An 11,632-nucleotide genomic window follows, 5' to 3' on the forward strand; every position below is an offset into this window, starting at 1 on the left:
TCGGGCAATGGTCCCGGGGGAGATGGGTCATCGGGGGAAGGCTCCCCTACCCGCCCCGCACCCCAAAGCTGCCATAGGGCACGAAGCGCACCGGATCGCCGGGGGAAATCTCGCGGGCGTCTTCGTCCAGTTCCACCAATCCGCAAGCCCAGCTTAGCCCCGAGACCCGGCCCGAGCCTTCCGAGGCAAAGACCTCTGCCCGCCCATTCGCATCCAGCCGCGCGCGCAGATATTCCCGCCGCCCGGCCTTCTTGCGCTTGGAAAATGCGGCCGGAACGCTGAATCCCTGCGGCACGGGCCAGCCCTGCCCGGACAGCGCCGCCAGCATCGGACGCGCGAAAACCAGGCTGCAGACGAAGGCCGCCACCGGGTTGCCCGGCAGGCCGACCACCGGCACCCCCTGCCATAGCGCGAGCGCCAGTGGCCGCCCCGGTTTCATTGCCACGCGCCAGGTCTGCAAGTTCCCCTCTTCGCGCAGCAGGGCCGAGACGTGATCTTCATCTCCTGCCGAAGCCCCGCCCGAGGTCAGCACCGCATCCACCTGCGCCGCCGCGCCATCCAGCGCCGCGCGCACGGCATCGCGCGTGTCGGCGACCTGCCCCAGGTCCACCGCCGTATGCCCCCAGTCCGCGATCAGCCCCAGCAACATCGGACGGTTGGCGTCGAAGGTCTTGCCGGGATCCATGTCTTCCCCCGGCGCCACCAACTCGTCACCGGTTGATACCACGCCCACCCGCAGCGGCCTGTGAACCGCGACCTCGGCCAGCCCGGTGGCGGCCAGCAGCGCCAGGTCCGGCGGGCCAAGCCGGCGGCCTGCGACCAGAACCTCGGCCCCGGCCTGCACATCCTCGCCGGCCTTGCGGGCATTTGCGCCGGGCTTCACCGGACCCTCGAACGCCACCTGCCCGCCGCCAAGCGCGCAGTCTTCCTCCAGCACCACGGTATCGACCCCCTCGGGCAGCAGCGCCCCGGTCAGGATGCGGATCGCGTGGCCCTCGGGGACGCGGCCATGAAACGGTGCCCCGGCGGCGGCGCGGCCGTCCACCAGCGGCAGAACCTGTGGCCCCGCGCCGATCGAAGCCCCGGCAAAACCATAGCCATCCACCGCCGAATTGGCGCCGGGCGGGTTGGCGCGCCGGGCGACGGCGGGTTCAGCCAATACCCGGCCAAGGGCCTGCGACAAGGGCAGGCGTTCAGTGCCGGTCACCGGGCGGATCCGGGCGCGCAGGGCGTCCAGAGCGTCGGCCACCGGTGTCCAAACGACGCCTTGCGGCAGGGCGAAACAATCGTTGCGCAGCGGTGGCGGGCGCAGCGGCTGATCGCCCCGCGCCGCCTGACGCAACTGCGCTTCGGCCCCGGCGCCCAGAATCCAGCCTTCCGCCAGTGCCCCGGTCGGCGCGGCGGACAAAAGCGGACCAAGGCCGTCGCTTGCGGCCAGCCGGGACAGTGCGCGAGCCAGCACCTCGACCTGCACCGCGTCCTTGATGGCGGCAGGATCCTCGGCCATCTGCGCTAAGACCGCCTCGGCCAGAATCGAGGGGTAGACCTCGGCCAGAACCACACTCGCCTCGACACTTGGCTCGAACGGCCAGACCGCGATGCGCCCGGCCAGCGCGCGCCGCAGCCGCGCCAGAACCGGCAGCCCCATCAGGGTCTGCGAGCCCACGGCCCCAGCCCCGGCCAACTGCCAGCAAGAGAACGCCCCGGGCAGGTGTCTTTCGACCTGACGACGTTCCGCCAATCCGGTGGCGGCGCGGTCCAGCCCGCTTGTGCCGCGCGGCAGCCCCACGATCTCGCGCTTCAGGCCATTGCCCCAGAACGACCCGTCGCCAGGGAAGCGGGCGTTGATCTCTGCGGCCAGATCGAAACGGTTGTTGTTCTCGGGCGTGTCGGTGATCCGCGCCTCGACCCACTCCCACAGGGCCAGCGCATCGGCGCGCCCGGTCAGCGCCTCGGCGAATCCCGCCGGATAGCCGAAGGCAAAATCGAAGCCGGCCAGAACCCGGCGACCGGCGCGCAGTTCGGCCTTAAGAAACTCCCGCAGGGCGGCTTCGGCCACCTGACGATTGCGGTGATAGACCGGCGGCTCGGCATCGCCATTCCGGGCGACACAGGTCCAGATGGCATCAGCCTTGGGCGTGGCCCCGCGATCCTTGCCGCCGGACCAATCGACCACCAGCACCGTGTCGAATCGCGTCACAGCCCGACCTCGGCCAGGATGAAATCCGCAATGGCGCCAGTATCGTCCAGATCGAACCGAGGCACCGTCAGATCGGGCAACACCATGTCCGAGGCCACGGCGCGGATCGTCGGATCCTCGGGTGCGATCAGCGCGTGTCCGGCCGCCTGCCGCCAGGCTTCGATCTTGGGATGCCGCTCGCGCTTGTAGCCCTCGATCAGCACCAGATCGACCGGCGACAGCTTGTCCAGCAGCAGTTCCAACGGCGGCTCTGCCCGGTTGCGCAGTTCATGCATCAACGCCCAGCGATGGCCCGAGGCCACCAGAACCTCGGTCGCCCCCGCCTGCCGGTGCCGATGGCTGTCGCGCCCCGCATGATCCACGTCGAAGGCGTGATGGGCGTGTTTCACCGTCGAGACGCTGAGCCCCCGCCCGGTGATTTCGGTCACCAACCGTTCCATCAGCCCGGTCTTGCCCGCGTTCTTCCAGCCCGCGACGCCGAACAGCCTCATTGCACGCCCTCGCGCACCATCCGCTCGGCGCGGGCCAGATCCTCGGGCGTGTTGATGTTGAAGAAGGCGTCGTCGTGGAATGCGGTCGAGGCCGCGCCATGCTTGTCGGTCCACAGCACCACCTTGCGCAAACCATCCTCAAGCGCGGCCCGCAGATCGGCGCGCAGCGCCACGGGCCACAGCCCGAAGGTCGGGTGCCGGGTCATCCGCCCGCCTTCCTGCGTGGCAGCCAGCGCAATCGGCGTGGCGGCGCGTTCGGCGGCGCGCGCCAGACGCGGCGCAAGGTCGGCGGGAAAGAACGGCGTGTCGGCGGCGGCGGTGATGATATGGGTCAGCCCCGCCTCGGCTGCCCAGTCGAGACCGGCCAGAACCCCCGCCAGCGGGCCCGGATACCCCGGCAGGCTGTCACCCCGGACCGGCAACCCGTATTCGGCAAAGCGCGCCGCATCGCCGTTGGCGTTCAGCATCATCGGCCCCACCTGCGGCCCCAGGCGGTCGATCACCCGGTCCAGCAGGCTGCGCCCCCCCAGCACCAGCGCGCCCTTGTCGCCGCCGCCCATGCGCCGCGCCTGACCGCCGGCAAGAATCACGCCGCCAAGGTTCAGCACACCAAAACTCATGCCGGTGCCCCCTTGCGGCGGTGGCGGCGGTCCTCGGCCGGTTGGGCCTCCGGATCCGCGTCCCAGACCAGCCGTTCTGCCCCGCTGAGGCAGACGAACCGCTGGCCGCGCATCCGGCCGATCAGGGTCAGCCCCACCTGCCGCGCGATCTCTACCCCCCAGGCCGTGAAGCCCGAGCGCGAGGCGAGCACCGGAATGCCCATCAGCGCGGTCTTGATCACCATCTCCGAGGTCAGCCGCCCGGTGGTATACAGCACCTTGTCCGCGCCCGAGGCGCCTTCGGTCACCATCCAGCCCGCGATCTTGTCCACCGCGTTGTGACGACCGACGTCTTCCATGTAGACCAGCGGCTGATCTCCCTTGCACAGCACCGAGCCATGGATCGCCCCGGCCTCAAGGTAGAGGCTGGGCAGCGTGTTGATCTGCCGTGCCAGCGCATAAAGGTCCGAGGTCCGCACCTGCGCAGGCGGCAGTTCCAGCCCCTCCAGCCCCTCCATCATGTCGCCAAAGACCGTGCCCACGGCGCAGCCCGAGGTTCGGGTCTTCTTCTTCAGCTTGTCCTCATGGTCGGTCTGTTCGGCGGTGCGCACCACCACCACTTCCAACTCGGCATCGAAATCGACGCCGGTGATCACATCGCTGTCGCGCAGCATCCCCTGGTTGCGCAGGAACCCGACGCCCAGATATTCGGGATAATCCCCGATGGTCATCGCCGTCACGATCTCGCGGCTGTTCAGATAGATGGTCAATGGCCGCTCCTCGACCACCGACAGGTCGCAGGGCTGGCCAGTGTGATCCACGCCGGTGACCGCACGGGTCAAACCGGGGGCCTTGGGGTCTGGAGCGATCAGCAATGCGCGTGTTTCGGGTCGCTCGGACAATTGCCTCTCCTGCCTGCTTGGCGTAGCTCGGGATTGTTCACAGGACGTTAAGGAGTCGCCGTGACAGGTTCCAGCGCGAATTCATCCCAAGGCGGTGTCATCGCAGGCAGTTTCGGCAAAGGTGCGGTGGCCGGCGCCCCGTTCCTGCTGGTCATCATCCCCTTCGCCTTGCTCTTTGGCGTGGTCGGCACCGAGGCCGGCCTGAATCTGGCGCAGGTCATGGGGTTCTCCATGCTGGTGATCGCCGGCGCTGCGCAGTTCACAGCCGTGCAACTGATGGTCGAAGATGCGCCGACGGTGATCGCGCTGCTGACCGCGCTGGCCGTCAACCTGCGGATGGCAATGTACTCGGCCTCGCTTGTGCCCTACCTCGGTGCGGCGCCGCTGTGGCAGCGGCTGCTCATCTGCTACGGTCTGGTTGACCAGACCTATGCGGTGTCAATCGCGCGCTTCGAAAGCCCGCCGGCAATGACCGTCAGCGACCGCGTCGCCTATATCCTCGGCGCCTTCACGATGATCGCCATTCCCTGGTACGCCGCGACGCTGCTGGGCGCGGTCCTGGGCGCCGCGATCCCGCCGGGGCTGCCGCTGGATTTCGCGGTGCCCATCACCTTCCTGGCCCTGATTGCCCCGGCGCTGAAAACCCTGCCGCATGTGGTGGCAGCCCTCACGTCCACCTGCATGGCGCTGGCCTTCAGCTGGATCCCCTACAGCCTGGGCCTGATCGTGGCCGCCGTGCTGGCCATGGCCGCCGGGGCGGCCTGCGAGATCTGGATGGAGCGTCGCGCATGACCCAATCCGATGCCACCGTCTGGGCCGTGATCGTCGGCCTCGGGATCGGCACCTTCCTGATCCGCTTCTCGTTTCTGGGACTGGTGGGCGATCGCCCGCTGCCGAACTGGCTGTTGCGCCTGCTGCGCTACACGCCGGTGGCGGTGATGCCGGGCCTCGTGGCGCCGCTGATCCTGTGGCCCGAGGCCACCGGCGGCACACTGGATCCGGCCCGCCTGGCCGCCGCCGCGGTCACCCTTGGCGTCGGCCTCTATACGCGCAACGTCGTGGCTTCGGTGCTGGTGGGTATGGTCACGCTCTTCGCGCTTCTGGCCCTGATCCCCTGACCCGTTCTTCTTGGGACAAATACTCCCGCCGGAGGCGATCCCCCGCCCCGCAACAGGTCTAGTCGTTGAATTCCAGGTCCAGGTCCGACCAGTCGTCGGGGCTGTCATCCACGTACAGCCGCGTAACAACACCGGGATAGGCATCGAACGACCGCTCGGCCTTGCGCGGCCGCCAGGTCATCGGGAAATCCTCGAAGCCGGGCAGTTGCCGCAGCACGCCTGTGATCGACAGGGTACAGCGCGCCGGCCCGACCGAACCCACCTGCTGCACCAGCGCCAGCGCCTGCGCGGCGACTTCGGGCGGCACCTCAAGGGTCTGGGCCTTGATGCGATAGGTGATCCGCGCGTGATAGTTGAAGAACCAGTTTTCCATGCCGGGGGTGAACCCGTAATGGACATCACCGCGCTCGGGCGCCAGCGGATGCCGCCAGCTTCCAGCGGGGTTGAAGACCACCCGTTCCGGCCCGTTGATGATCAGCGCCGAATGGGCGCCGCTGTCATCGGCGTTGCGGATCGAGGTGACCAGCGTCAGCGACGGCGGCGCGCTGGACACATAGCGGGCCTGCGCGATCTCGACAGGGCCCGCCTGCGGCGTCGGCTGCGCGCAGGCACCAAGAACAACCAATCCCGCCATCAGAACGAGGGCGCGACACAAGACTGAAGATAACCGCATCTCGGCGCGCCCGGGTCGGATCAGCCGTTGACCAGACCCATGAAGATCAGAATGCAGATGCAGACCACGGCCCCGTAGGCCACAGTCTTGGTGAAGCCCTCGAAGGTCTTTTCCTGGACACTGATGTCCATCTCGCCGTGCTTGTAATCAGACATAGGTGATCTCCCTTTTACGCCCGAACCGCTTTAGCGCAGCCAGAGAGGCGTGTCACGCCCCTGATTCCGCGCACAAAATGTCACAGTGCCTGCCACAGCCACGCGCCGTCGTCCCGACGCCAGCGTCGCAGCTCGCCACGTTTCAACAGGTGGTTCAGATGCGCCACCGCCTCGACCAATGCCAATCCATAGGCGCTACCGCCGATTTCGCGCTTGAACAGTGGCAAAAAGCAGTCCCCGGCGGTCTGCGGCGTGGCCAGATGGGCACGCAACCGCGCCAGCGCACCATGATGATTGTCTTCAAGCTGGCGCATCCGCAGCGGCAGGCCGGTGAAGGGCAGCTTGTGCCCCGGCAGCACGAAATGGCGATCCTCGGCAAGGTCCGCAAAGCGTTGGCAGCTGTCGAACCAATCGCTCAGCGGATCGGCCTCGGGCTCGGTCGCGTAGACACCGATATTGGGCGAGATCGACGGCAGAAGCTGGTCGGCGCCCAGCACCAGATCATCGTCCCGGCTCCAGAGCGTGGCCTGTTCGGGCGCATGGCCATTGCCGATGCGCACGTCCCAGGCGCGCCCCCCGAAGCGGATCACATCCCCTTCGGCGACTCGCGTGAAGCCCAGCGGCAAGGGCGTCACCACATCGGCAAAATTGAAGGGACGTTCGGACAGGCGCTGTTCCAGAATATCCGGCGCCATGCCGGCGCTGCGCCAGAAGGCTTCGGTTTCGGGGGCCACCTGGGGCTGTTCATCCAGCGTCAGCATCCGCGCGAACAGCCACGCGGTGCGGGTGCAGATCAACTCGGCCCCGTGGTCTGTCTGGAACCAACCCGCCAGCCCGACGTGATCGGGATGATGGTGGGTGACGATGACTCTTACCACCGGCTTGCCCGCCAGCGGCCCGTCCAGCAGCGCCGTCCAGGCCGCTTTCGACCGTTTGGTGCCAATGCCGGTGTCAATTGCGGTCCAGCCGTCCGCGTCTTCGAACAGGTAGATATTGACGTGATCCAGCGCCATGGGCAGCGGCAGCCGCGCCCAGAGCACGCCCTCGGCCACCGCGATCACCTCTCCCGGCCCGGGGGCCTCGGGGAAGGGTGTCACGATCCCGGGGCGGATCGACGCGGTCACGTGCCCAGATCTTCCAGGCTGAGCGCATAGAGGTCATCGGCACCGACCCGCACTTCCTCCAGCAGGCCCAGGTATTCCGGCAACAGCCGTCCCATGTAGATCCGCGCCAAGGCCGTGCGCGGACCGTCGCCGCCCTCGGCCAGCGCCGCCTTCAGATGATAATGCGCGCCCAGTACGCGGGCAAAGGCCCGCAGATAGGCCACCGCCCCGGCGAACCGCTGATTGGCGTCGGACTGGCCGACCAGCCACTCGGTGGTTTCGCGCAGGCTTTCCGAGGCATTCCAGACCGCGTCGGCCAGGTCCGGAAGGCGGGTGCGGGCGGATTCGGCCTGGGTTTCGATCTCTTCCAGCAGGCGATAGGCGGCCTCGCCCCCGTCCATCAACTTGCGGCCGACCAGATCCATGGCCTGGATGCCGTTGGTGCCCTCGTAGATGGCGGTGACGCGCACGTCACGGCTGAATTGCGCCGCCCCGGTTTCCTCGATCACGCCCATGCCGCCATGCACCTGCACGCCTTCGCGGGACACCTCGATGCCAACGTCTGTCCCGAAGGCCTTGGCGATGGGGGTCAGGAAAGCGGCACGCGCCGACCAGTCGGCCGAGCCTGTGGCGGTTTCCATGTCGATGGCCACGGCGCAGGCCAGTTCGATGGCGCGCGCGGCAAAGATATCGGCCTTCATCGCTGTCAGCATCCGCCGCACATCCGCATGATCGACGATGGTGGGGTGCCCGGTGGGGGTGCGGCCCTGCTTGCGTTCCAGCGCATAGGCCAGCGCGTGCTGATAGGCGCCTTCGGCGGTTCCCACACCCTGCGCCCCGACGTTCAGGCGGGCGTTGTTCATCATGGTGAACATGGCCGCGATGCCGCCGTGCGGGGCACCGACCAGCCAGCCCGTGGCCCCATCGAACTGCATCACCGCGGTGGGCGAGCCGTGCAGGCCCATCTTGTGTTCAAGGCTGACCACGCTCAGGCTGTTGGCCACGCCGGGTTTGCCGGCTTCGTCGGGGATGAACTTGGGCACCAGGAACAGGCTCAGCCCCTTGGTGCCGGGCTTGCCGTCGGGCAACCGCGCCAGCACCAGATGGCAGACGTTCTCGGCCACGTCGTGATCGCCCCACGAGATGAAGATCTTCTGACCGGTGATCGCATGGGTGCCGTCGCCGTTGTCCGCGGCCTTGGAACTGAGCGCGCCCACGTCCGACCCGGCCTGCGGTTCGGTCAGGTTCATGGTGCCGGTCCATTCGCCCGAGATCAGCTTGGGCAGGTAGAGCGCCTTCAAGTCGTCGCTGGCATGGGCTTCCAGCGCCTCGATCTGGCCCTGGCTGAGCAGCGGACACAGTTGCAGCGACAGGCAGGCCCCCGACATCATGTCGTTCAGCGCCACCGACAGGGCAAAGGGCAGCCCCATGCCGCCATGTTCGGGGCTGGCCGAGATGCCGACCCAGCCGCCCTCGGCAATCGCCCTGTAGCCTTCGGCAAAGCCCGGAGAGGTCCGCACCACGCCGTTTTCCAGCCGCGCGGGGGTCAGGTCGCCGGCCCGGTTCAGCGGCGCCATGATGTCAGCGCAAAGCCGCCCGGCCTCGGTCAGGATCGCCTCGCAAACATCCGCCGTGGCCTCGGAAAACCGGTCGGTGGCCGCGACCTGAGCCAGATCCACCACGTGATCCAGCGTGAACTTGAACTCCGACACGGGGGCGGTATAGGGCATCATCTTCCTCTCAAAAGGCGCAACGGCACAAAGCGGGCCTGTTGTGCCCGTCCCGGCACCAGACTAATCAAGCGATCATGGCACACAATCAAGACGCGGCGTCACAATCGCCTGACCGCAAGACCCGGATGCTGGCGCCGGATGCCGAGGGGATCAACGTGGCCGCCGCGCTGTTGCGTGCGGGCAGCCTCGTCGCCTTCCCGACCGAGACGGTCTACGGGCTGGGCGCGGATGCGCGCGACGATGCGGCGGTGGCCGGGATCTATGCCGCCAAGGCGCGGCCATCCTTCAACCCGTTGATCGTGCATCTGCCGGATCTGGACGCGGTCCGAACCATCGCCCAGGTCGGCCCCGCCGCGGAAGCCCTTGCCGCCGCCTTCTGGCCCGGTCCGCTGACACTGGTGCTGCCGGTTACCCCCGCAAGCGGGTTGTCGCGGCTGGTCACTGCCGGGTTGGAGACCGTGGCCGTGCGGGTGCCGGCCGCGCCCCTTGCGCAGGAATTGCTGCGCGCGGCGGCGATTCCGGTGGCCGCGCCTTCGGCCAACCCCTCGGGCCGGATCAGCCCGACCCACGCCGCCCATGTGATGCAGGGGCTGGAGGGGCGCATCGATGCCGTGCTGGACGGCGGCGCCTGCGCGGTGGGGGTGGAAAGCACCATTCTGGACGTGACCGGACCGCCGATGCTGCTCAGACCCGGCGGCCTGCCCGCCGAGGTTTTGGAAGCGGCCCTTGGTGCGCCCTTGGCCCGGTTGCCAGACCATCAGCCCGACCGGCCCTCGGCCCCCGGACAGCTGACATCGCACTATGCCCCGAACGCCCGCCTGCGCCTGAATGCACAAGCGCCGCGTACGGGGGAAACGCTGCTGGGCTTCGGCCCGGTGGAGGGTGCCGTGCTGAACCTGTCGCGCAACGCCGATCTGGTGGAAGCGACGGCCAACCTGTTTGCCATGCTGCATAAACTGGACACGCCCGAGGTCACCACCATCGCGGTCTCGCCGATCCCCGACCATGGGCTGGGAACGGCCATCAATGATCGGTTGACGCGGGCCGCCGCGCCGCGCGCGTGACCGGCGCGGGTCATGCCGGGTCTGGCGGGAGGGAATTGTGGCGCGGTTAGATGAGTATTTTTGCCAAAAAGAAATGGGGGTATCGGCTCAGGCGCGCCCGGCGGCGCCGGAAAGGGTCAGCGGATCGATGCCCATGAGGGCGAGGGCGGCTGTCCATTTGGCGTCGCTGTCGGCAGAAAACACGATCTGCTCGTTGGCCTCGCCCACAAGCCAGGCGTTTTCCTGCAATTCGGTTTCGATCTGCCCCGGCCCCCAGCCGGAGTACCCCAGCGCCAGCAGGCAGGCGTGCGGGCCGCTGCCGCGCGCAATGTCCTCGAGAATGTCCTGCGTCGCGGTCATCCCGAAGCGGGCGTCGACCTGCAGGGTGCCCGCCGCGCCGTGATAGTCCGCCGAGTGCAGCACGAAGCCCCGCGCGTGCTCCACCGGCCCGCCCAGGTAGACCACGGGCATCGACCCCTGATCCGCGCCGGGGTCGATCGACAGTTGCTCGAGCAGCAGCGGAAAGGACAATTCCCGCGCGGGGTGGTTGATCACCAGCCCCATGGCGCCCTCGTCCGAATGCGCGCACAGGAAGATCACGCTTTTCTGGAAGCGCGGGTCGGCCATGCCCGGCATGGCGATCAGCAATTTGCCGCTGAGATCCATCGCTGTGTCATCACCCTGTGTCATCCTTCAAGGATGGGGCAAACACCACCCCTTCTTCAAGGGGGCGCGACACCTTGGTAAGATACTCTCCGTATTGTGACTTTTCTCGGGGATCGGGGCATGTCAAGCCGGTCTCATGACATCACTTCGCACCCTGCTTGCAACCTCTGCCCTTGCCCTTTGTGCCGGGGCGTCAACTGTCGCGGCTCAGGAGATGGGCGACCTGATCGGGATCACCGTTCTGGATGGCTGGCAGACCGAGCGCGGCACCGTGATGGCCGGGCTGCGGATCACGCTGGACGCCGGGTGGAAGACCTATTGGCGCAATCCCGGCGACAGCGGCATTCCTCCGCAGTTCGACTGGGGCGCGTCCGACAATCTGAAGGCGGTGCAGGTTTATTGGCCCCGGCCCGAGATTTTCCAGGACGCCGGTGCCGAAACCCTTGGCTACAAGGATGAATTCGTCTTGCCGGTGGAGCTGTTCCCGCGCGATGCCTCGGCCCCGGTACGGCTGGACGGGCTGGCCTCGGTCGGTGTCTGCCGTGATGTCTGCGTGCCGGTGGACGCGGTGTTTGGCGGCACCGTCGGCCAGGGCGACCGGGGCCATGAGGGCGCCATTCGCGGCGCGCTGGCCGCGCAACCCGACCGGGTGGACGGGCCGCGCACGGTGTCCTGCCGGGTGAAACCCATCGCCGATGGCTTGCAACTGACCGCGCGAATCGCCGTGCCCTCGCAGGGCACGACCGAGCGGGTGGTGTTTGAAACCGGACGGCAGGACCTGTGGATTTCTGCGCCCGTGAGTTCACGGGAGGGTCACATTCTTGTGGCCACCGCCGAGCTGGTGCCGCCCGAGGCCCAGCCCTTTGCCTTCAGCCGGACAGACCTGCGGGTGACCGTGCTGGGCCAGACCCGCGCGGTCGAGATGAAGGGCTGCTCCGCTTCCTGAGCG

Annotated in this window: 13 protein-coding genes; 4 read left to right on the forward strand and 9 right to left on the reverse strand. The window is 67.9% G+C overall.

Annotated elements, in window-relative coordinates; genetic code table 11:
- Positions 1-46: 46 nt before the first annotated feature.
- Genes glp through ACP15K_RS03840 form a run of 4 tightly spaced genes read right to left on the reverse strand, consistent with a single transcriptional unit; the run spans position 47 to position 4,192 of the window.
- Complete coding sequence (glp, locus tag ACP15K_RS03825) at positions 47-2,200, reverse strand: gephyrin-like molybdotransferase Glp (RefSeq protein ID WP_424989848.1); 2,154 nt, start codon at positions 2,198-2,200, stop codon at positions 47-49.
- Positions 2,197-2,691, reverse strand: coding sequence for a molybdopterin-guanine dinucleotide biosynthesis protein B (gene mobB, locus ACP15K_RS03830; protein ID WP_424989849.1), 495 nt, complete (start codon positions 2,689-2,691; stop codon positions 2,197-2,199). The genes glp and mobB overlap by 4 nt, the downstream gene beginning before the upstream one ends.
- On the reverse strand, positions 2,688-3,311 hold the full coding sequence (mobA, locus tag ACP15K_RS03835; RefSeq protein WP_424989850.1) for a molybdenum cofactor guanylyltransferase MobA: 624 nt from the start codon (positions 3,309-3,311) through the stop codon (positions 2,688-2,690). The genes mobB and mobA overlap by 4 nt, the downstream gene beginning before the upstream one ends.
- On the reverse strand, positions 3,308-4,192 hold the full coding sequence (locus ACP15K_RS03840; RefSeq protein WP_193140638.1) for a formate dehydrogenase accessory sulfurtransferase FdhD: 885 nt from the start codon (positions 4,190-4,192) through the stop codon (positions 3,308-3,310). Before ACP15K_RS03840 ends, mobA begins: the two co-directional genes overlap by 4 nt.
- 60 nt (positions 4,193-4,252) lie before the next feature.
- On the opposite strand from ACP15K_RS03840, the gene ACP15K_RS03845 reads away from it, so the two are divergent.
- Both ACP15K_RS03845 and ACP15K_RS03850 read left to right on the forward strand, forming a co-directional pair.
- Positions 4,253-4,984, forward strand: a complete 732-nt coding sequence (locus ACP15K_RS03845) for an AzlC family ABC transporter permease (RefSeq protein ID WP_424989851.1) — start codon at positions 4,253-4,255, stop codon at positions 4,982-4,984.
- Complete coding sequence (locus ACP15K_RS03850) at positions 4,981-5,310, forward strand: AzlD domain-containing protein (RefSeq protein ID WP_193140637.1); 330 nt, start codon at positions 4,981-4,983, stop codon at positions 5,308-5,310. The genes ACP15K_RS03845 and ACP15K_RS03850 overlap by 4 nt, the downstream gene beginning before the upstream one ends.
- Before the next feature lie 58 nt (positions 5,311-5,368).
- On the opposite strand, the gene ACP15K_RS03855 is transcribed toward ACP15K_RS03850, so the two are convergent.
- From ACP15K_RS03855 to ACP15K_RS03870, 4 genes are all read right to left on the reverse strand, one after another.
- Positions 5,369-5,944: a hypothetical protein gene (locus ACP15K_RS03855; RefSeq protein WP_193140636.1), complete on the reverse strand. Its 576-nt coding sequence runs from the start codon at positions 5,942-5,944 to the stop codon at positions 5,369-5,371.
- Positions 5,945-6,003: 59 nt separating this feature from the next.
- Positions 6,004-6,138, reverse strand: a complete 135-nt coding sequence (locus ACP15K_RS03860) for an aa3-type cytochrome c oxidase subunit IV (RefSeq protein ID WP_193140635.1) — start codon at positions 6,136-6,138, stop codon at positions 6,004-6,006.
- A gap of 80 nt (positions 6,139-6,218) precedes the next feature.
- Positions 6,219-7,262, reverse strand: coding sequence for an MBL fold metallo-hydrolase (locus ACP15K_RS03865; protein WP_424989852.1), 1,044 nt, complete (start codon positions 7,260-7,262; stop codon positions 6,219-6,221).
- Positions 7,259-8,971 (reverse strand): acyl-CoA dehydrogenase, encoded by a 1,713-nt coding sequence (locus ACP15K_RS03870; protein WP_193140765.1) that lies wholly within the window; start codon positions 8,969-8,971, stop codon positions 7,259-7,261. Before ACP15K_RS03870 ends, ACP15K_RS03865 begins: the two co-directional genes overlap by 4 nt.
- A gap of 77 nt (positions 8,972-9,048) precedes the next feature.
- Here ACP15K_RS03870 and ACP15K_RS03875 point away from each other — a divergent pair, with 77 nt between their 5' ends.
- Entirely contained in the window at positions 9,049-10,038 is a 990-nt protein-coding gene (locus ACP15K_RS03875) for an L-threonylcarbamoyladenylate synthase (protein ID WP_424989853.1), read from the forward strand.
- Between the two features lie 87 nt (positions 10,039-10,125).
- Here ACP15K_RS03875 and ACP15K_RS03880 read toward each other — a convergent pair whose 3' ends face one another.
- On the reverse strand, positions 10,126-10,683 hold the full coding sequence (locus tag ACP15K_RS03880; protein WP_424989904.1) for a YqgE/AlgH family protein: 558 nt from the start codon (positions 10,681-10,683) through the stop codon (positions 10,126-10,128).
- 136 nt (positions 10,684-10,819) lie between these two features.
- On the opposite strand from ACP15K_RS03880, the gene ACP15K_RS03885 reads away from it, so the two are divergent.
- Entirely contained in the window at positions 10,820-11,629 is an 810-nt protein-coding gene (locus ACP15K_RS03885; protein ID WP_424989854.1) for a protein-disulfide reductase DsbD domain-containing protein, read from the forward strand.
- The last annotated feature ends 3 nt before the right edge of the window (positions 11,630-11,632 follow it).

The organism is Fluviibacterium sp. S390 (assembly GCF_049800695.1).
Classification (GTDB): Bacteria; Pseudomonadota; Alphaproteobacteria; order Rhodobacterales; family Rhodobacteraceae; genus Meridianimarinicoccus.

Coding starts and splice junctions, on each gene's coding strand:
- mobB (WP_424989849.1), bottom strand. CDS start 2,691: ATGAGGCTGTTCGGCGTCGCGGGCTGGAAGAACGCGGGCAAGACCGGG.
- mobA (WP_424989850.1), bottom strand. CDS start 3,311: ATGAGTTTTGGTGTGCTGAACCTTGGCGGCGTGATTCTTGCCGGCGGT.
- ACP15K_RS03850 (WP_193140637.1), top strand. CDS start 4,981: ATGACCCAATCCGATGCCACCGTCTGGGCCGTGATCGTCGGCCTCGGG.
- ACP15K_RS03855 (WP_193140636.1), bottom strand. CDS start 5,944: ATGGCGGGATTGGTTGTTCTTGGTGCCTGCGCGCAGCCGACGCCGCAG.
- ACP15K_RS03860 (WP_193140635.1), bottom strand. CDS start 6,138: ATGTCTGATTACAAGCACGGCGAGATGGACATCAGTGTCCAGGAAAAG.
- ACP15K_RS03870 (WP_193140765.1), bottom strand. CDS start 8,971: ATGCCCTATACCGCCCCCGTGTCGGAGTTCAAGTTCACGCTGGATCAC.
- ACP15K_RS03875 (WP_424989853.1), top strand. CDS start 9,049: ATGGCACACAATCAAGACGCGGCGTCACAATCGCCTGACCGCAAGACC.
- ACP15K_RS03880 (WP_424989904.1), bottom strand. CDS start 10,683: ATGGATCTCAGCGGCAAATTGCTGATCGCCATGCCGGGCATGGCCGAC.
- ACP15K_RS03885 (WP_424989854.1), top strand. CDS start 10,820: ATGACATCACTTCGCACCCTGCTTGCAACCTCTGCCCTTGCCCTTTGT.